The following is a 19173-nucleotide window of genomic DNA, read 5'->3' as shown; positions in this document are numbered from 1 at the left end:
ACGGAAACATACTCTATTTTACTCTTTTGGTAGAATAGAGCACGAATATAGTGTACGTTGGGCTCGTTGGCCCAACCTAAAAAACAGCCCTAATCGCTTTTATAAATCAGTGCTTTAAAACTAAAAATTGATTCTATCTTTTTCAAAAACCAAGGGTCTATTTAAGACTTGGGTATAAATTGCGCCAATGTATTCACCAATAATTCCTAAGAAAAAAATCATAATTGAGAAAGCAAAGGCTCCGCCTATTACTAAAGGAGCCATGCCCAGTTTCATTTCATTCCAATAGATAATTTTAGCGATGAGATAACCTAAACCAACGAAGGCAGAAATGGAACTCAAAATAAAGCCCAGAAATACAACCAGTCTAAGAGGAACTTTAGAGTTATTCATGATACCCAAGATCCCCATATCATAAAGAGAATAAAAATTATTTTTAGTTATCCCTTTCTCTCTTACTGGCTGGTTATATGCAAGTTCAGCAACCTTAAATCCTACTTCGGCGATCATCCCCCTAAAAAAAGGATAAGGATCTTGAAATGTTCTTAGTGCATCCATTACTTTGCGATTATAAAGACCAAAGCCAGTGTAGTTTTTGAAAATTTTTACTTCCGAGAGCCGACTTAAAAGATTGTAATAAAATTTTCGTATTCTAAAAACTATTTTATTTTCTTCGCTGTCTTTTTTTATCGCAAGAACAATGTCATTGCCCTCTTCCCATTTTTCAATGAAGCTTGGAATCATTTCTGGCGGATCTTGAAGATCGGCAACAACGGAAATAACCGCGTCGCCACTTGCTTGTAATAATCCATATAAAGGCGATCGGACATGACCAAAATTTCTGGAATTAATAATCAACTTTACTCGCGCATCAGTTAAAGCCATGGCTTTAAGCTTTTCCACTGTCTTATCTGTAGAAGCATTATCAATAAAAATATGCTCGAAATCATACTGTGGTAGTTGGGTATTAAAAACCTTCTCTACTCGCCTAAATAACTCCTCAACATTATCTTCTTCGTTGTAACAGGGCGTTACAATACTAATTAATTTTTTCACAGATGAATTCCTTTGGTTTATACATAAGTTTCCTATTTATAATGAAAGAAGCCAAAGCACAGATAACAACAGAGAGAAAGCCACTTACATAATAATCATTTATAAATTTTGTAAAAAAATTTACCAGGCAAATATTTAATAGTGAAAGAGCTAAGTAATAAAAAATAAACAAAAAAAATAAGCTATTATCATTACTATTAAAGACTAATTTGCCAATCGTTTTAAAATTGAATAAAGCACCTAAAGCAGTTGAAAATATAATGGCCAGATAATATATAAATCCTAAATAAATAAAAAGGGCATATAAACTATATCCAAATAAAGTATTTAATAACCCAACAAACATAAAGCGAATAAGATGATTTTTTAGCATATAGATAATGGTGTCCGGCTTTTTATTTGGGCTATGCTATATTAATTTCGAATTCCAGACAATCAAACATCAAATCAAAAGAAGAACATGCTTTCTAAGAACAATGCGTGCTTATTATTTTAGCCGTTTTTTCTGTCCGTACGCATCAAGTCCTACTCACAACACACCTGTAACATACGCATCTTAATTGGGTGACGTATTTTTTGTACTACTAAGTTCGTCGTTTACATGCTCGTATCTTAAAATAGAATTTTATTAATTTCTTCAGTTGCTTTATTCAAGATAACACTAATTACTTTTTGTTGTTCTTGATTCACGCCACTTTTCATTAATAAGGCACGACCAGCCTACATGTAACATGTGTCTCTCAGTTCTAGCTTATTGAAGAAACTTCTTTCACCGGAAAAAGTCTTTTTTATAGAATGTTTCTGGTGAACAGCATATGATATATACCATCGCAAAATTTAAAAAAATCACACCATGACCTACCAAATTTTACCCTCAATGCTCTCTGCAGATCTCACCTGTCTTGGCGACGAAGTGGGCGCGGTCATGTTGGCAGGTGCGGACTACATTCATTTTGATGTAATGGACAATCATTATGTCCCCAACCTAACCTTCGGCCCTGCTTTTTGTGCCGCATTAATCAAACGTTTTCCTCAGCTCCCCATAGATGTCCACCTCATGGTTAAGCCAGTGGATGCTCTTATTGAATCCTTTGCCAAAGCTGGAGCCAAGCGTATCAGCATACATCCAGATGCAACCATTCATTTAGACCGCAGCTTGCAACTGATTAAAGATTTGGGCTGTGCCACAGGCTTGGTATTAAATCCAGCAACATCGATTGACGTGTTAACCTGGTGTGCATACAAACTTGATTTTGTCTTAGTCATGACCGTCAATCCAGGATTTGGTGGCCAAAAATTAATTCCAGAAATCATTGAAAAAATAACGCAAATTCGCCAACGCTACCCACAATTGGATCTATGTGTGGATGGCGGTGTTACAAGCAAAAATATTGCTACTTTGGCACACGCAGGTGCTAATCAATTTGTTGCCGGTTCAGCTATATTCAACAGCAATAATTATCAAGAAACGATTAACACTATGCGTGCACAATTAACGAACATTTAATTCGACGAAGAAGATTTATGAAAAAATTAATCATCGTGTTATGCGGACTCATCGGATCACAGGCTTGCCTGGCACTTTCGGGACAAGAGTATATGGAACGTTTTAATGCCTATACTTCGTTAAGCCAACATCTGCCAATTACCCCAACGCCCATCTTTCTCGATTTTATTAAAGGCACCACCCCACTTTCCAATAAATTACGTGAACGCTGGCTTTATGAACTCGCACGTACCAAAGATTGGGCAAACTATACCCAGTATTATCAACCGTCTAACGACATGAATCTTGTCTGCTATGAACAAATGGCGAAATATAATACTGGCGCCCAGCAAGAAGCACTTAAAGATTCCATCCCATTGTGGTTAACGGGTGACTCAAGACCCCAAGCCTGCAATAATTTATTTGACTTATTGATGAAGAATGATGACTTTAATCAGGAACTAATTACGCAACGCATCGCCCTTGCCCTAGATAAACGCAACATTCAATTAGCACGTTATTTGCTAAAACAATATAAAATGCCGCATCCAACAGAAATTCAAGCATTAAATGCGGTGTATCAAAACCCAAGAACGATTAATAAACTTAATGCCGGTGGTTTAAACAGTGCTATTTATCTTTATGGCCTCAAACGCCTAATCTCCATTAACATGGAAAGCGCATTGCAACTATGGCAACAAGGCAAAACCAAACTCATACTTGATTCGGCACAACAACAAGCTTTTCTCGCCCATGTTGCGTTGTATAAAGCCATGCGCAATAATGAAGATACACTGCAATGGTTCGCCAAAGTACAACCGCAATACTATAATGACATCTTGCTGGATTGGCAAATACGCTTTGCCTTAAAACGCCAAGACTGGCCGCAGGTAACGGCCTTAATCAATGATTCAAAAAATAAAGATGCTCCCTGTTGGCAATATTGGCTGGCACGTTCTTTAGAAGAACAAGGTAAAACCGCCGAAGCCCGTGTGGTCTATGAGCCTTTGGCCAAAAGCCGGCAATACTATGGGTTTCTGGCCAGTCTTCGCCTTAAACAAACGCCTAGCTTCACTAATGAGCCCCCAATAAACAATTTGGATGTCTTAAAACCTTACCAGGCCTTTATTGACCAGGTTAAAACCTTATATAGCAACAAAAATACGTTACAGGCCTCGCGATTACTCAATGATTTTATCAGTGAACTACCTAAAGATGAGGCCAGCGCCTTAGTTTATTGGATTGATACGACACTGCAGTGGCATGGTAAATCAGTATACTTAAGTAATAATGAGACCTTAAACAATCAACTCTCATTAAGATTCCCCTTGGCTTATAAAGATGCGGTTAAACAATATTCTAAAAAATATGAGGTACCACCTGAATTTATTTACGCCATTATTCGCCAGGAAAGCGGCTTCAGGGAAGATGCAACATCTTCAGTTGGTGCGCGCGGCTTGATGCAGGTAATGCCCTATACTGCAGGCGTAGTTTCTAAGGCAGATAAGATTCCTTACACCAATCAAAATCAATTATTTTTGTCTGAAAAAAATATCAACATTGGTGTGGCTTATTTAAAACAATTATCAAAACGCTTTAGTAATCATCCCATACTAATTGCCGCCGCGTATAATGCTGGCCCCAAGCAGGTGGTTTATTGGTTAAGAAACCATCCACCCAAAGAAATTGATGTTTGGATTGAGACCTTACCATGGCAGGAAACACGTAATTATTTAAAAAATGTAATGGCTTTTTATGTAGTTTATCAGTACCGCCTAAATCAAAAACCAAACCTTGAAAACTTTCTGGAGCCATTATAAGTCATAGAATTAGTCACTTTTAGTATTGCGTGCAAAGCGTAACAAGACATGATTTGTACGCCTGGAGGCCTCATGTAGCGCCGCATCAGGGCTTATTAAACCCGCAAACATGGCCTCTAATAATTCATCATTAATACTACGAATTTGATTTTGTGGTCCCTCGTAGCGCAATGGCTTATCGAGCCAATTCGTTTTGAGATCGGTTTGTGCCAATAATAAATTGGGATGCTGGCTGTTTTTCAAAATATCGGCATAACGGCCTTGCAATCCTAATGGCAGATAACCTGTATGTTCGTGCCAACGTTGTTGTGTTTTAGGCTGGGCAATAAAGACTAAAAATTGCGCAATACCCTTATAGTGTTCTTTTGTTTGCCCCGCTACTGCCCAGAGTGCGGCACCTCCAGCAACGTTCGCATGGCGTACTTTACTGATTTGCGTATCCAACGGCATGCTGGCAACCCCCAAATGAAAAGGAACTAAGGCCGCCAAACTGTTATAAGCCCCGGAGGATTGGCTAAATAAAGGACAAATGCTGCTGGTAAATAAAACAGTCGCATCATCCACGCGTCCTGCATAACGAAAATAATGCTGAGCATGCCAACGTTTTAAGCGCGCAAAATGATGCGCTAATTGCAGTGTATCAAAGGCAGCCTGTTGCGGCTCCCCCTGGGTTAAAGGCAACCCATGAATTGCTAAAAATGATTCAAAAAGAACCCACCCCGGATAAGCTGTAGTATAGGTACATTGATAACCTGCTTTTTTTACGTTCAGGGCTAATACTTCCATCTCCTCCCAAGTACGCGGAAAATTAGTACTGGTGTACCCTAATTTAGCGAGCATATCTACGTTGTAATACAAAATCGGCACGGAGAGATTAAAAGGTAAGGCCATCAACTGCCCATCTTTGCTGTAAAATTCGCGAATAGAGGGAATAAAATCTTCTTTAGGCAAATGCAATCCTTGTTCTTGCATCAGCTCATCAACTGGCTTAATGACCCCTTTAGGTGAACTCATGATAGCAGTACCAACCTCAAAAACTTGTACCATTGCCGGTGGTTTCTGAGCTCTGAAGGCGGCAGCAAAGCTAGTTAAAGTTTCGATGTAATTCCCTTTATAAACCGGTTTAACAAAGTATTCACTTTGACTTTGATTAAAATCATATGCAAGTGCACTAACTTCATCACCTAAATAACCAGCCATACCATGCCAAAGCACCAGTTCAATGCGTTTTGCGTGTACCGACAAAGCACATAATAAAAGAAATAAGAAAACAATTAATTTATTCATGCAAGTAAATCTGGATAGTCACTAAAAACGGCATCTACACCCCATTGAAATAACTTATTGGCCAGCCGTTTTCGATTCACTGTGTAAGCACAAACAAGATATCCTGCATCCTTAACCGCCTGAACGCGGGCAGCAGTTAAAATCCTGCGGTTAAAATGAATAGAAAAACAAGCCAATTGTTTGGCTTTTTGCAACCATTGTTCATCCCAAGTATGAACGAGTAAACCCAAAGGCATTTCAGGGGCGAGATTACGACACATCATTAAAGCATCCCAGGAAAAACTGGAAACAAGAGGTAAGTCTTTTCCTTCAGGCCAATAGCGATTTAAGTGACTTAAGACGGTAACCGCAGTTTGCTCATCGGTACCTGGATAAGGCTTTATTTCGATATTTGCTTGCACATTTGTTGCCGACAACCACGCCAATACCTCTTTAAAATGCGGAATACGTTCGCCTTTAAATTGTCGCGAAAACCAAGCGCCAGCATCAAGTGTTTGCAGATAGGACGAGGCAACCTGGCCAATTTCACCACGGCCATTGGTAGTTCTTTTTAATTTGTCATCATGAAAGACAAACGGCTCGCCATCAGCGCTGCACATCACGTCAAACTCAACAAAGCGACAACCCATATCTAAAGCTTTATTAAAGGCAACTAAAGTATTCTCAGGAGCATAAGCTGAAGCTCCGCGATGACCGATAATTTTTTCAACGACTAACAAATTAATTCCCCTGTATTTAATTATTTGGCAATAAGCTAAAGAAAACTTTCCTTCTCCTTGCAATAAGAGAAGATACCCGTAAGGGCGGATGAGGGTGAGTATTGTGGCAAGTACATTTTAAGTGCTCTCTTCCCCTAGGGGAAGAATGGCGTATTTCCTTATTCTTAACAAAAGCAGTTTTCCGCCCTTCGTCCTACACGCTCATTGTTTACGATTAGAAGCGGCTTCCACCATCGCAGTCAAGGTCAATTCATTGCTCACCGTTAATGCGGGAGCAGCGGCCGCCCCTGCCATCATCATCATACTGTTCATTTCTTTAGCCTGATAAGCGCGAGGTGTCTGCACCGGCGGATTATCTCCAGAAACAAAAACCAAATTACTTACACTGTAGTTTTGCATTGGGTACGCCTTATTCATCCGCGCAATTTCATCATTTACCTGTTGATACAATTGATCGCGAACCTTGGCCAAAACCGTCTGTGTCTCTTCCATGCTAGGCTTAAATTCAACACTCGCGACCTCATATTTAGCCCCTGGTATACTCACTGATTTTGCATTTTGATAAATATCAGTCAATGCCGTTTGATCCACACGGGCTTGCGCTTGAACATCAAGTTTTTCAAGGCCTGAACTGTCTTGTGAACGATCAAATGCCAGTAAATGCCAATCACCTTTAGCAATTTTATTTAAGCGTTCCATAATATCCGCGCGCGCCTTCACTAAATCAGCCTTCGCTAAAGTAACACTAATATTGACCCCCAATAAAGCAGATTGGGTTGTCACCCATTGTTTTGCAGAAATCTGAAAGAGAACTTTATCAAGAACTAATTGCGGCGGAATTACTACATCTGCAGCAAAAGTAAACGGCGTTACAGCCATCAATATAAGCATCTTGGCAACGACCTGTCGCATAACATTCTCCAATTTGATAAATAACTGGTTTAGTTTATACCAGCATACCGCAAGACGCCAAATTATCATTGATTTAATCGATAAATAGGTCTATAACTTCTGCAAAAAAATATTTAAAAGAGGAGTTTAAGCAATGATGTCTGTTGATAATAGAACCAACAATAACCAAGCAAAAGCAGAAGACGATTTCCTCGAATACGCCTTAGCCCATGGTTTTGGTGATTTACACTTTAAAGTTGATCCAGCAACTGGCATGAAAGCAATCATTGCCATCCATAATACAAAATTAGGCCCAGCCTTAGGCGGTTGCCGTTTTATCGAATATCCTAGTACCGCAGCAGCACTTAAAGATGCGATGCGCCTTGCTCGGGGTATGAGCTACAAAGCCGCTTCGGTTAACTTACCTTTAGGTGGTGGTAAAGCAGTAATTATAAAACCCAAAGGCTCCTTTGACCGTGCAGGCTACATGCACCAATTTGGTAAATTTATAAATGAATTAAATGGTCGCTACATTACGGCGCTAGATAGCGGAACGCTATTAAGCGATATGGATATTATTGGCGAACATACCCCTTATGTGGCCAGTTTATCAAAGCACCATGGCGATCCATCGCCCTCTACCGCAAAAGGTATTTTGCGCGGTATTCAAGCAGCAGTTGCCTTTAAATTGAATAAAGATAACCTCAATGGGGTTCATGTAGCGATTCAAGGTCTTGGCCATGTTGGCTATGCCCTTGCCAAACATTTACATGACTTAGGTGCAAAACTTACTGTTGCCGACATTTCTCCTGCTGCAGTAGAGCAAGCGGTTAAAGAATTTGGTGCCAAACCAGTGAGCACGGATCAAATCCATAAAGTTCCATGTGATGTATTTGCACCTTGTGCTTTAGGTGCGATTATCAATGACATTACCATTCCCCAATTACAAACAACAATTATTGCGGGTGCCGCAAATAACCAATTAGCGCATAGCTATCATGGTAAAGTCTTACATGATAAAGGTATTTTATTTGCCGCAGATTATGTAATTAATGCCGGCGGATTAATTTTTGCGGCGTCAAAATATTTGCATACGCCCGAGAGTCAAATCAATGAGCAAATCGACCATATCTACACGCATCTGTTGGAAATATTTTCACGTTCAGCAAAAGATAATTTACCTACGAACGAAATAGCAGATGCCTTAGCACAAGAGAAGTTAGTTTAAATGAAACAGTTAAGCTTAACTCCTGAATTATATGCATACATGCTTGATAAATCATTGCGTGAGCACCCTTCCTTAGAGAGCTTGCGCAAAGAAACCTCCTCAATGCAACTGGCGAATATGCAAGTAGCGCCGGAACAAGCACAATTTATGCAATTTCTATTGCATCTGATTCGCGCTAAAAATGTACTGGAATTAGGAACATTTACAGGATACAGTGCCTTAGCAATGTCATTAGCATTGCCTGATGATGGTCGTTTAATCACCTGCGACATTAGTGCCGAATGGACAAAAAGAGCCCACATATTTTGGGAAGAGGCAAAACAAGATCATAAAATTGAGTTACGTCTTGGCCGGGCGCTGGATTCACTGCATGCCTTAATTGATGAAGGTTGGGAACAAAAATTTGACTTTATCTTTATTGATGCCGATAAAACCAATTACGTCAATTACTATGAATTGGCATTAAAGCTGATTCAGCCGAGAGGAATTATTGCTATTGATAATGTTTTCTGGGATGGTAAAGTAATTGATGACAATGAAACTGGCGGACAAACAAGAGAAATAAGAAAGCTCAATGAATTGATTAAACAGGATAAGCGCGTATTTGTAAGCTTGTTGCCTATAGCAGATGGATTGTTTTTAGTGCAACGAGCAGAACCAGCAGAGAAATAAAAATCTCTGCCGTAAATTAAGCATTTTATCCTCCTAAACGGCTCTAAGAGGATAAAATTACTTACTTTAATGGTAAATACGCGCTCTTTAATGGATCAAAACGATAACGGAGTATCTTGATAATGCAAACAAATGACAACCCCTGCGGATTAGATGGTTTTGCTTTTTTAGAGTTTTCAGGCCCAGATAAAAAACGCCTGCAACAACAATTTACTGACATGGGTTTCCAGGCCATAGCAACCCATAAAGACCAAGACATCACTCTGTATCAACAAGGTCAAATCCAATTTATCGTAAACGCCGCCATCGATAACCAAGCAACAACCCACGCGGCAACACATGGTTCTGGCGCGTGTGCGATGGGATTTAAAGTTCATGATGCCCAAGCTGCTTTTGCCTATGCCATAGAACATGGCGCAACAGCATTTGAAGATTGCCAGCATGCACATCATTGCCTACCGGCAATTCAGGCTATTGGGGGCAGCGTAATTTATTTTGTTGATGAATACCATCAGCCTTTTGCGCAACATTGGCAGCATAAAGCAATCGTTCCCCTAGAAGGTAATGGCTTACTGCTCATCGATCACCTAACTCATAATGTATTTCGTGGCAATATGGATAAATGGGCAACCTTTTATGAAAAAATCTTTAATTTTAAAGAAATCCGTTATTTCAATATCAAAGGCAAAATGACTGGTCTGTTAAGCCGTGCCCTTGGTAGTCCTTGCGGCAAAATCAAAATTCCATTGAATGAATCAAAAGATGATGCCTCACAAATTGAAGAGTTTCTACACGAATACCATGGCGAAGGTATTCAGCACATGGCGTTAACAACCGACAATATTTACCACACAGTCCATAGCTTAAGAGAACAAGGCGTACACTTCCTTGATGTGCCTGACACCTATTATGACATGCTAGATATTCGCCTCCCTTGGCATCAGGAACCGGTAAAACAACTGCGTGCAGAAAAAATACTGATGGATGGTGAAGTCGATCCGCAACATGGTTTATTGCTGCAAATTTTTACCGAAAATATTTTTGGTCCCGTTTTTTTGAAATTATTCAACGTAAAGGCAATCAGGGATTTGGTGAAGGAAACTTCCAGGCCTTATTTGAAGCAATTGAACGCGACCAAATCAAACGCGGTACATTAAAAGAAGCCCATTAGGAATTTCTATGAAATTAGCTACCTTAAAATCAACCTCATCACGAGATGGTGAATTATGCGTGGTCAATCAAGCATTGACTCATGCGCTACGTGTTCCCCAAATTGCCCCTAACTTACAATATGCCCTGGATCATTGGCAACAAGTGGAACCCGAGCTGCAAAAAATTTATCAACAATTAAATGAACAGCGTGTGAGTAATGGCTTTACATTTGATCCCAAACAATGTACATCACCCCTGCCTCGAGCTTATCAATGGGCCGATGGCAGTGCTTATGTGAATCACGTTGAATTAGTCCGTAAAGCACGTGGCGCTGAAATGCCGGCCGATTTCTGGACCAATCCACTGATGTATCAGGGCGGCTCCGATACGTTTCTTGGCCCACAAGACCCAATTCTTACTGCTGATGAAGCATATGGGATTGATTTTGAGGCCGAAGTTGCCGTGATCACCGATGATGTTCCTATGGGTATTAATCATAAAAATGCAGGCCAGCACATTAAATTATTAATGTTAGTTAATGACGTATCCTTGCGTAATTTAATCCCCGAAGAACTGAACAAAGGATTCGGTTTTTTTCAATCAAAACCGTCCAGTAGCTTTTCGCCGGTAGCGATAACCCCTGATGAATTAGGGCCTAATTGGGATGGACAACGTTTGCATTTACCCTTATTGAGTCACTTAAATGGGACTTTGTTTGGCCAACCTGATGCGGGAAGCGACATGACTTTTTCGTTTACCGAGCTTATTCAGCATGCGGCCAAAACAAGAGCATTAAGTACAGGAACCATTGTTGGCTCAGGAACCGTATCTAATCTTGATCGCAGCAAGGGTTCTTCATGTATTGCCGAAAAAAGAATGTTGGAAATCATTGAGCACGGCCAACCTAAAACGCCATTCATGCATTTTGGCGATACCATTCGTATTGAAATGCTTGATAAGCAAGGAAAAAGTCTTTTTGGTGCAATTGAGCAAATTGTTGAACGCGCTTTTGGTTAAAGTCGGAAGGCCCAATGCATACTACCATACGGAGCTACCATGATACTCTATGATTATTTCCGCTCGACAGCCTGCTATCGTGTACGTATTGCCTTTAATCTAAAAGGCATAGCCCATGAAAAAATCAGCATTCACTTAATCAACGATGGCGGCCAACATCATAGACCAGAATACCAACGCATAAATCCACAAGAATTGGTTCCCTCTTTGGAAGTTGATGGGCATATTATCAGCCAATCGTTAGCCATTATTGATTATCTGGATGAAAGCGTTCCTTACCCTGCATTATTGCCTAAAGATCCATTGAATCGAGCGGCAGTAAGATCCTTAGCACAGATCGTAGCCTGTGACATGCACCCATTAAATAATTTAAGGGTATTAAATCGTTTAAAAGCAGAGTTTAATGCCAGCGAAGCACAAGTAACCTCGTGGTATCATCATTGGCTAAAAGTAGGATTTGATGCTTTTGAAACGAAGTTACAAACAATCGAGCGCACTGAACCCTTTTGTTTTGGCACGACACCGTCATTAGCCGATCTTTGCCTCATACCACAAGTATTCAATGCACATCGCTTTAATTTTGCCATGCATGCCTATCCATTAATTAATGCGATTAACACACATTGCTTAACGCTTAAAGCATTTCAAGATGCAGCGCCTGCGGCCTCACTCTAAGCTGTTCATGGTGCAGCAGATGTAGCCCGAATGACCTGGCTACAATAACTTGCAACTCAATTAAAACCAGGCCTTAACCAGCTCAACAGTAATTACACCTTCAGGCGTTTTCTCAAGCATACTCCATACATTCTTACAACGCTGCAAATGCCCTACTAATAGATTTTTATTAGTACAACGATAGCGTATCGGCATTTCATCATACAACTTAGCCGAATCGATTGCTAAACAACGCTCACCATTTGATAGTTCAATTCCCCATGGATAGGCTTGCGACATATCCAAAGTTTGGTTTAGCTCATTATTTAACGGCGTACGCACCATAATCTGTACGCTATCCCCAATCCACGGCGATTGTGGGCATAAAGCCTCTGTACGATTAGTACCTGCTTTAACAAAACAAGGATCATATGTTTTTCCTTCGGCTTCACAACGCCAGGCATCTTCACGCAAGATCAATCGTGACTGAGTCAAACACTGCCCCAATAACGTCTTCTTTACGGTAGGAACAACCTGTTCTGTCATGTCACCATAAGGTCTGTACAATTTTAATACCGTATCGCCCGCTTCTACCAGAAAAGAACAACAAAATAATAATAGGAATAAAACTCTTTGCGTCATAATGCTCCCTCACCAATTTTATTTAGTGTATCATCGCATTAAATACATTCAACCAACAGGAATAAAAAAATGGCCGAAGTTTTTACCATCAAAGAATGTTTGAATGGTGCAATCAATGTTGATGAACACGTTACAGTAAGAGGTTGGGTAAAAACCCGCCGTGACTCCAAAGCAGGCTTGTCTTTTATTAGCGTGCATGATGGTTCATGCTTTGCCCCTATTCAAATCGTTGCTACAGATGGTTTAGCGAATTACCACGATGAAATTACCAAACTAAATGCAGGCTGTTCACTTATTGCTAGCGGAAAATTAGTTGCTTCCCAAGGTAAAGGTCAATCTTTTGAAATTCAAGCCGAGCAGATTCAGGTCGTGGGCTGGGTAGAAAATCCAGACACTTACCCAATCCAAGCCAAACGCCACTCACTCGAGTTTTTGCGTGACGTTGCTCATTTACGCCCACGTACAAATACCTTCAGTGCCGTTACGCGTGTGCGTCATTGCTTATCGCAAGCCATACATCGTTTCTTCCACGAACAAGGTTATTTTTGGATTCACACGCCGATTATTACCGCCAGTGACTGTGAAGGGGCTGGAGAAATGTTCCGTGTTTCCACTTTAGATTTGTTGAATATTCCCAAGAATCCGCAAGGACAAATTGACTTTAGCAAAGATTTCTTTGGCAAAGAAACATTTCTTACGGTATCAGGCCAGTTAAATCTGGAAGCTTATTGTATGGCTATGTCTAAGGTTTATACCTTTGGCCCAACCTTCCGTGCCGAGAATTCGAATACCAGCAGGCACTTAGCAGAATTTTGGATGATTGAGCCTGAGGTAGCCTTTGCTACCTTGAGCGATATTTGTGATTTAAGCCAAAACATGTTGCGTTACCTGTGCAAGGCAGTACTTAACGAGTGCCTGGATGATATGGAATTTTTCAATCAATTTGTAGCTCCAGGATGTCTCGAACGCCTAAAACACATTGCTGATTCTGAATTTGAAGTCATGACCTATACGGATGCCATTAGAGTTCTGGAAAAATCAGGCCATAACTTTGAATTCCCAGTAAGCTGGGGGCTGGATTTACAGTCAGAACATGAACGCTATCTAGCTGAAGTTCACTGCAAAAAGCCAGTAATTCTCACAAACTATCCTCAAGAAATTAAAGGCTTTTACATGCGCCTTAATGACGATGAAAAAACCGTTGCCGCCATGGATGTTTTAGCCCCAGGAATTGGTGAAATTATTGGGGGCAGCCAACGTGAAGAGCGTTTAGATATTCTGGATAGACGTATTGAAGAATGCAATCTTAATAAAGAAAGCTATCAATGGTACCGCGATCTACGTCGTTATGGCACCGTTCCTCATGCCGGCTTTGGTTTAGGCTTTGAACGTTTAGTAAGCTATGTGACCGGTTTAGCGAATGTCCGCGACGTGATCCCTTTCCCACGCACACCAGGACATGCTGACTACTAGCAAGCGCTACCTCTTCCAAGGAACGGCTATTTAGCCGTTCCCATACTCCATCAATTTATTCATTAATATAGAACAAAACAAGACTTCGCTACCGAAGACTCTTTAATTTCTTCCTGACTATCTTCTTTGTCGTTCTGTTGTGCTTTAGCGAGAAGATATCGATATTGACCTCTTCGTGATAAAAACTCTCGCGTCTCCGTCTCTGGTAAAGGAATGCCAGTATCCTTAATAAACTCTTCCTGCTCACTCTTAATAGGCATAAAAGGAAGGGGAGAAGCAGGCGGTTTAAGGCCTGGTGAAGAAGGAACACTTACTTGAGCTTTTTTCTTATCATCTCTACTTAAAACAATATATGTGTCGGATCTAGGCCTCTGTGACTTGGTGAACATTTCTAATCCCTGTTTGCAGTTAATCTTACTTCAAACTATATTATTATCATCCGAAATGCAATGAGGCCTTAACTTAGCCAGGGTTCAGAATAACAAATATTCAGGACTAGCAATTAAACTCAGCTAAAAGCCCCTCACCTAAAACTAATACGCGATCCATGCGTTGTGCCAATTGCTGATCATGCGTCACAATAACCAAAGCAGTATTCATTTTTTGGTTAAGTTCTAACATTAAATCAAATACTTTTGTAGCGGTTGCCTGATCCAGATTCCCCGTAGGTTCATCAGCTAATACACAATGAGGCTGATGTACCAGGGCGCGTGCAATCGCTACACGTTGGCGCTCACCACCAGAAAGTTGTGCGGGTTTATGCTCTTTTCTAGCCTGCAAACCTACCGCATCTAATATTTTACTTGCCGCCATTTTTGCCGCTTTCACTGAAGCATTCCCCAGCAATAACGGCATGCACACATTTTCAAGCGCAGTAAATTCAGGGAGCAAATGATGAAACTGATAAATAAACCCTAAACTTTGGTTGCGTAATTGGCAACGTTTTTTTTCATTTATCTTTTGCCAATTCACTCCCTTAACGAATACGTCACCACTGGTTGGCTGATCTAAACCACCAAGCAAATGCAATAAGGTACTTTTACCCGAACCAGAGGGACCAATAATCGCCACGCGCTCGCCTTTGGCTATGGATAAGTCAATTCCTCTGAGCACCTCAACTTTAGAAGCCCCATCATTATAGGATTTACATAATTGGTTACTACTTAAAATAATATCACTCATAATGCAAAGCCTCCGCAATTATAGTTTTTGAGGCACGCCAGGCAGGATAAATCGTTGCAAAAAAACTCATTAATAACGCCATAACACATACCCGCCATAAATCGCCAAACATAATCTTGGAGGGCAAATAATCCACAAAATAGATACTGGATGACAAAACTTTAAAATGAAACCAGGTTTGTAAATGATTCACGATAGTCGTCGCATTTTCAGCCAATATTAGTCCACCAATTAAACCAAAAAGTGTGCCCACAATGCCTACCATCATTCCTTGAACGATGAACGTCCATAAGATGGTTGAAGGAGTAGCCCCTATGGTTCTTAAAATGGCAATTTCTGCTTGTTTGTCATTAACGACCATTACTAAAGAAGAAACTAAATTAAATGCAGCTACTGCAATGATTAGCAATAGGATCATAAACATCATGTTTTTTTCCATCTTCACAGCTTCAAAAAACGAACCAAATTGCTGCGTCCAATTACCAACCTGATATTGCTCACCTAATAAATGGGAGAGGCGATCGGATAATTCAGGAGCCTGATACACTTCATTTATTTTCATCTTAATGCCACTCACATCATTACCTAACTGCAATAATTTTTGCGCATCTTCAATATTAATAAACGCTATTTTGGTATCAAAATTAAATCCAGTTCCTGCCGAAAAAACACCAACCACCGTAAAGCGTTTAAAACGAGGTACCATTCCCGCAGGAGTTACAGTTGCTTGGGGAATCATGACGGTGACTTTATCACCAATCATAACCCCTAAGCTATCAGCAAGCCCTTTACCGAGAATCATGCCAAAATGCTTTAAATTATCGATGTTGCCCGCGAGTAATTTATCTTTCAAATGAGTTATATTCTCTTCTTTATCTGGCATCACACCAGTTAAGATAATGGGTAAAACCTGGCCTTCGTGCACTAATAAACCTTGCCCCCCCACGTACGGCGCCAGCGCTTTAATTTCAGGGATAGTTTGAATTTTCTTGGCGACCTCAGGCCAATCATTTATACGCTCACCAGGGCCGCTCACAGTAATCTCAGGGGCCATGCCAAAAAAACGATTATGTATTTGCTGATCAAAGCCATTCATTACTGATAAAACAGTAATAAGAACCATGACACCTAAGCCAATGCCTAACATTGAGCTTAGAGAAATAAAAGAAACAAAATGATTCTTCTTTCGCGAACGCGTGTAGCGCAACCCCATAAATAGGGCTAGTGGTTTATACATAATTACTTTAATTTGGGTTAAAATCTTATTGTAGATAAAAACGCGGTTAAGGGATATAGCTTCCCTTAGCTTTGACTACTTATTATTTAGTCATCAGTTAACCCACACACTTATCCACAGATTTTGTGGATATTTTTTATTAGTCAACGATATGTATACTATTAAAAGCTCAAGGTTTTTAACACGTAGCAGTATTATTTTAATGGATGAGCAGTTATCCTGTGCAAACTAAATACATTAAATCGAATTAAGAGAACGTAAATGAATATTAGCTGGTATTATCCATCATTAATTGCCTTGTTACTTTATGGCGCCTGGGGATATTGGGGAACAAGAGCATCCAGCTTTATTAATCCACTCTCCATCACCTTTTATTCAAGTATAGGGGTGTTAATTTCCGGTATTATTGCCTTGGTGTTGCTTGATTTTAAACTCGACCTGCACGCCAAAGGCGGTATTTACGGGCTACTTAATGGCTTGGCCAGTGGTATTGCCTGTATTTTTTTCATTTTGGCATTACGCAATGGACCAACAATGCCAGTAGTATTGGTCACCTCGATGTATCCAATGATCACCCTCATGCTATGCATGATATTCCTAAAACAAGGATTAACTTTAAAACAAGGATTGGGAATGGGATTCGCAATTATCGCTTTAATTTTATTTGCGACAGAATAACGACGCTAGGAAGTGTAAAAACAAAGCGGTACTCTGCTTTGTTTTTACATTATGACGAATATTACGTACACGAATTCATTATGAAATGTAACTGATACTGAACAGAAGCCCATTAGTATACAAGTGATTAAGCGCCAATCCTCTACGTGTTGTTTGCCCGTCTGCACGCCCTAAATGACTATGTCCCCAATCGGCAAATTCATAACCAATACCAACCTGGCAATTTTGGGTAAGATTACGTTGCACACCCGCACCAACGGTATACGTAAAAGCCGTGGTCATATGATTTGAAAAATCAGGTGTTGGTACTGCTTCCTCAATCAATGGCCAACTCATATAGCTATTGGCTTGATTAAAACCAACACCAATGCTGGCACTTACCCATGGAGTCACGAAATAACCACGGTCTGCGACTAGTTTTCCTTTTAAAGCAACATGGGTGTGACGTAATTGATATTTATACGCATAGTTATCAAATTCTGGTAATGCATCATCCCAAATAATTCCTGAGAGGCCAACTTGACTAGTAGTCGCTACAGCAACCCCTAATTGTGCCTGCAGATTATAAGGTAAGGCAGAAGTTTGAGCTCCTAAAAAGAATTCACCATCCGCTAAGGTTTGGCTTGATTTCTTGGCTATATAAGCTTTTTCAATATCAGGCGTAAGAATAAGCGTTTGCGTCTTGCCCGCATTTGTAGGCCAAACTGGACCAGCACTAAGTGTTGCAACAAAAGACATTGGCGAAGCTACAGGCCCCATACTCCCAGCCACTGCAGCCCCCGCCCCCATACACATCAATGCTATTGCAGCAAATGAACAATGTGCTTTGTTATTGATATTCATTGATATTCCATCCCTATGTAATTTAAGGAGCTATCCTAGCACTTCTGCACAGCGATGAAAATATTTAGGCCAGTGTAAGTACATAAAATAAAACGTTATTTTACGTAGCCTATTTAAGTGACGTGTCGAGAGGTACTCTCTGTCTTCCTGGATATGCTCAATGAGTTAAAACAAAGCCCCTTTAAAGCATTCACTTCTCTAGGTAAAACTCTGCTGCTTGGAAAGCTGATATTTTCCGTTGAAAAACCCGGTATTTTATTCCGTTATAAAATTAACAACGAGGTGTTTTTCTGTTATTTTAGCATGGCTCATTTAAAGGTCCTGAGCAGTGTTAAAAATGGACTAAATAGTTAATCAACCAAGATTTTCTTGGCCTAATATTTTGAAAAATAAGGAGTATTTTTTAATGGCTTTTAGTAGTAAATGCTGTGTTACAGCTCTTTTAATGTTACCTTGTTTCGCATTCGCGATACAAAAAGGTCCATATGCTGAAGTGGGCATAGGAGCAAGCAATGGCCCTTCTTATGTAGTAGCTCCTGCTACCGGATTTGTAGACAGTGGCGGAACATTAACAGGTGGTGTGACCGATGTGTATGGGTTAAATACTCGAGGGCAAGTTGGTGCTTATGCTGATTTAGGATATAGCTTTACTTCTTATCTGGGTCTTGAAGCAAATTATACTTATTGGGGACAACAGAGCTTAAGCACGTTTACAGGGCAAATAACAACGGCGACAGGCGGAATGAAGGGGCATCTTGATGCACAATCTGTTGGTGGCAATTTGGTAGGATATCTTCCTCTTAATAATTACCAATTAAATATTTTTGCTAAAGTAGGAGTTGCAGCATTATTTTCATCTTTATCTGTAAATGATCCACAAGGTGCTATTTTTTTCAATCCCGGCTCGTACAACCAAGATAATTCAAGTGCTGCATTAACTTATGGCACTGGAGTTCAATATCAATATAACCCAAATATTTCAATAAGCCTTGCCTGGAAGGGGATCAGTCAGTTTGACTCTACTCCTATCAGTAATCAACATTATAACATGGGTTCAATTGGTGTCCGATACACATTTCCTAACGCAGCACCAAAGGGTTATGAGAAATAGTATTGATTTTTTACAAGGAGTAAAA

At 40.2% G+C, this 19173-nt stretch carries 19 protein-coding genes and 1 pseudogene; 10 read left to right on the top strand and 10 right to left on the bottom strand.

Going from position 1 to position 19173, the window contains the following annotated elements:
• Positions 1–120 precede the first annotated feature (120 nt).
• Complete coding sequence (locus tag LDG_RS07575) at positions 121–1056, bottom strand: glycosyltransferase family 2 protein (protein WP_006870665.1); 936 nt, start codon at positions 1054–1056, stop codon at positions 121–123.
• On the bottom strand, positions 1040–1402 hold the full coding sequence (locus LDG_RS20700; protein ID WP_407635271.1) for a GtrA family protein: 363 nt from the start codon (positions 1400–1402) through the stop codon (positions 1040–1042). The genes LDG_RS07575 and LDG_RS20700 overlap by 17 nt, the downstream gene beginning before the upstream one ends.
• A gap of 507 nt (positions 1403–1909) precedes the next feature.
• On the opposite strand from LDG_RS20700, the gene rpe reads away from it, so the two are divergent.
• Both rpe and LDG_RS07560 read left to right on the top strand, forming a co-directional pair.
• Complete coding sequence (gene rpe, locus LDG_RS07565) at positions 1910–2563, top strand: ribulose-phosphate 3-epimerase (protein ID WP_040534849.1); 654 nt, start codon at positions 1910–1912, stop codon at positions 2561–2563.
• Between the two features lie 17 nt (positions 2564–2580).
• Entirely contained in the window at positions 2581–4362 is a 1782-nt protein-coding gene (locus LDG_RS07560; RefSeq protein WP_040534847.1) for a transglycosylase SLT domain-containing protein, read from the top strand.
• 9 nt (positions 4363–4371) lie between these two features.
• Here LDG_RS07560 and LDG_RS07555 read toward each other — a convergent pair whose 3' ends face one another.
• The 3 genes from LDG_RS07555 to LDG_RS07545 form a co-directional block, all read right to left on the bottom strand.
• A complete protein-coding gene (locus LDG_RS07555; RefSeq protein WP_006870661.1) occupies positions 4372–5649 on the bottom strand; it encodes an extracellular solute-binding protein in 1278 nt (425 codons plus the stop codon).
• Positions 5646–6368, bottom strand: coding sequence for a glycerophosphodiester phosphodiesterase (ugpQ, locus tag LDG_RS07550; RefSeq protein WP_006870660.1), 723 nt, complete (start codon positions 6366–6368; stop codon positions 5646–5648). The genes LDG_RS07555 and ugpQ overlap by 4 nt, the downstream gene beginning before the upstream one ends.
• A 201-nt stretch (positions 6369–6569) precedes the next feature.
• Entirely contained in the window at positions 6570–7280 is a 711-nt protein-coding gene (locus LDG_RS07545) for a hypothetical protein (protein ID WP_006870659.1), read from the bottom strand.
• Positions 7281–7413: 133 nt separating this feature from the next.
• On the opposite strand from LDG_RS07545, the gene LDG_RS07540 reads away from it, so the two are divergent.
• The 5 genes and pseudogenes from LDG_RS07540 (at position 7414) to maiA (ending at position 12003) form a co-directional block, all read left to right on the top strand.
• A complete protein-coding gene (locus LDG_RS07540; RefSeq protein WP_006870658.1) occupies positions 7414–8487 on the top strand; it encodes a Leu/Phe/Val dehydrogenase in 1074 nt (357 codons plus the stop codon).
• Entirely contained in the window at positions 8488–9159 is a 672-nt protein-coding gene (locus LDG_RS07535; protein WP_006870657.1) for an O-methyltransferase, read from the top strand. It abuts the gene before it with no gap.
• Positions 9160–9281: 122 nt separating this feature from the next.
• Positions 9282–10330 (top strand): annotated as a pseudogene (gene hppD / locus LDG_RS07530) (4-hydroxyphenylpyruvate dioxygenase).
• 8 nt (positions 10331–10338) lie between these two features.
• Positions 10339–11328, top strand: coding sequence for a fumarylacetoacetate hydrolase family protein (locus LDG_RS07525; protein ID WP_006870655.1), 990 nt, complete (start codon positions 10339–10341; stop codon positions 11326–11328).
• 39 nt (positions 11329–11367) lie between these two features.
• Positions 11368–12003, top strand: a complete 636-nt coding sequence (gene maiA / locus LDG_RS07520) for a maleylacetoacetate isomerase (RefSeq protein WP_006870654.1) — start codon at positions 11368–11370, stop codon at positions 12001–12003.
• 60 nt (positions 12004–12063) lie between these two features.
• Here the strand turns inward: maiA and LDG_RS07515 are convergent, their stop codons facing one another.
• A complete protein-coding gene (locus LDG_RS07515) occupies positions 12064–12624 on the bottom strand; it encodes a hypothetical protein (RefSeq protein ID WP_006870653.1) in 561 nt (186 codons plus the stop codon).
• Between the two features lie 69 nt (positions 12625–12693).
• Between LDG_RS07515 and asnS the strand changes: the two genes are divergently transcribed.
• Positions 12694–14097 (top strand): asparagine--tRNA ligase, encoded by a 1404-nt coding sequence (gene asnS, locus LDG_RS07510; protein WP_006870652.1) that lies wholly within the window; start codon positions 12694–12696, stop codon positions 14095–14097.
• A gap of 62 nt (positions 14098–14159) precedes the next feature.
• Here the strand turns inward: asnS and LDG_RS07505 are convergent, their stop codons facing one another.
• The 3 genes from LDG_RS07505 to LDG_RS07495 form a co-directional block, all read right to left on the bottom strand.
• Positions 14160–14486 carry a hypothetical protein gene (locus LDG_RS07505; RefSeq protein ID WP_040534845.1) on the bottom strand — a complete coding sequence of 109 codons (327 nt, stop codon included), beginning with the start codon at positions 14484–14486 and terminating at the stop codon, positions 14160–14162.
• Between the two features lie 106 nt (positions 14487–14592).
• The gene (gene lolD / locus LDG_RS07500; protein WP_006870650.1) at positions 14593–15279 is read right to left on the bottom strand and encodes a lipoprotein-releasing ABC transporter ATP-binding protein LolD; all 687 of its coding nucleotides are present in this window, start codon (positions 15277–15279) and stop codon (positions 14593–14595) included.
• A complete protein-coding gene (locus tag LDG_RS07495; protein ID WP_040534842.1) occupies positions 15272–16516 on the bottom strand; it encodes a lipoprotein-releasing ABC transporter permease subunit in 1245 nt (414 codons plus the stop codon). The genes lolD and LDG_RS07495 overlap by 8 nt, the downstream gene beginning before the upstream one ends.
• A 261-nt stretch (positions 16517–16777) precedes the next feature.
• On the opposite strand from LDG_RS07495, the gene LDG_RS07490 reads away from it, so the two are divergent.
• Complete coding sequence (locus LDG_RS07490) at positions 16778–17194, top strand: EamA family transporter (RefSeq protein WP_006870648.1); 417 nt, start codon at positions 16778–16780, stop codon at positions 17192–17194.
• Positions 17195–17272: 78 nt separating this feature from the next.
• On the opposite strand, the gene LDG_RS07485 is transcribed toward LDG_RS07490, so the two are convergent.
• Positions 17273–18037: an outer membrane protein gene (locus LDG_RS07485; protein ID WP_006870647.1), complete on the bottom strand. Its 765-nt coding sequence runs from the start codon at positions 18035–18037 to the stop codon at positions 17273–17275.
• A 406-nt stretch (positions 18038–18443) separates the two neighbouring features.
• Between LDG_RS07485 and LDG_RS07475 the strand changes: the two genes are divergently transcribed.
• Complete coding sequence (locus LDG_RS07475) at positions 18444–19148, top strand: outer membrane protein (RefSeq protein WP_040534836.1); 705 nt, start codon at positions 18444–18446, stop codon at positions 19146–19148.
• The last annotated feature ends 25 nt before the right edge of the window (positions 19149–19173 follow it).

This window comes from Legionella drancourtii LLAP12, assembly GCF_000162755.2.
Classification (GTDB): Bacteria; Pseudomonadota; Gammaproteobacteria; order Legionellales; family Legionellaceae; genus Legionella; species Legionella drancourtii.
Note: the sequence above shows the minus strand (reverse complement) of the source record. Positions and strands in the feature narration are given on the sequence as shown.

Bases quoted from the DNA above. Each gene is read 5' to 3' on its own strand.
- LDG_RS20700 (WP_407635271.1), bottom strand. From the start codon at position 1,402: ATGTTTGTTGGGTTATTAAATACTTTATTTGGATATAGTTTATATGCC.
- rpe (WP_040534849.1), top strand. From the start codon at position 1,910: ATGACCTACCAAATTTTACCCTCAATGCTCTCTGCAGATCTCACCTGT.
- LDG_RS07560 (WP_040534847.1), top strand. From the start codon at position 2,581: ATGAAAAAATTAATCATCGTGTTATGCGGACTCATCGGATCACAGGCT.
- LDG_RS07555 (WP_006870661.1), bottom strand. From the start codon at position 5,649: ATGAATAAATTAATTGTTTTCTTATTTCTTTTATTATGTGCTTTGTCG.
- LDG_RS07545 (WP_006870659.1), bottom strand. From the start codon at position 7,280: ATGCGACAGGTCGTTGCCAAGATGCTTATATTGATGGCTGTAACGCCG.
- LDG_RS07540 (WP_006870658.1), top strand. From the start codon at position 7,414: ATGATGTCTGTTGATAATAGAACCAACAATAACCAAGCAAAAGCAGAA.
- LDG_RS07535 (WP_006870657.1), top strand. From the start codon at position 8,488: ATGAAACAGTTAAGCTTAACTCCTGAATTATATGCATACATGCTTGAT.
- LDG_RS07525 (WP_006870655.1), top strand. From the start codon at position 10,339: ATGAAATTAGCTACCTTAAAATCAACCTCATCACGAGATGGTGAATTA.
- maiA (WP_006870654.1), top strand. From the start codon at position 11,368: ATGATACTCTATGATTATTTCCGCTCGACAGCCTGCTATCGTGTACGT.
- LDG_RS07515 (WP_006870653.1), bottom strand. From the start codon at position 12,624: ATGACGCAAAGAGTTTTATTCCTATTATTATTTTGTTGTTCTTTTCTG.
- asnS (WP_006870652.1), top strand. From the start codon at position 12,694: ATGGCCGAAGTTTTTACCATCAAAGAATGTTTGAATGGTGCAATCAAT.
- LDG_RS07505 (WP_040534845.1), bottom strand. From the start codon at position 14,486: ATGTTCACCAAGTCACAGAGGCCTAGATCCGACACATATATTGTTTTA.
- lolD (WP_006870650.1), bottom strand. From the start codon at position 15,279: ATGAGTGATATTATTTTAAGTAGTAACCAATTATGTAAATCCTATAAT.
- LDG_RS07495 (WP_040534842.1), bottom strand. From the start codon at position 16,516: ATGTATAAACCACTAGCCCTATTTATGGGGTTGCGCTACACGCGTTCG.
- LDG_RS07490 (WP_006870648.1), top strand. From the start codon at position 16,778: ATGAATATTAGCTGGTATTATCCATCATTAATTGCCTTGTTACTTTAT.
- LDG_RS07485 (WP_006870647.1), bottom strand. From the start codon at position 18,037: ATGAATATCAATAACAAAGCACATTGTTCATTTGCTGCAATAGCATTG.
- LDG_RS07475 (WP_040534836.1), top strand. From the start codon at position 18,444: ATGGCTTTTAGTAGTAAATGCTGTGTTACAGCTCTTTTAATGTTACCT.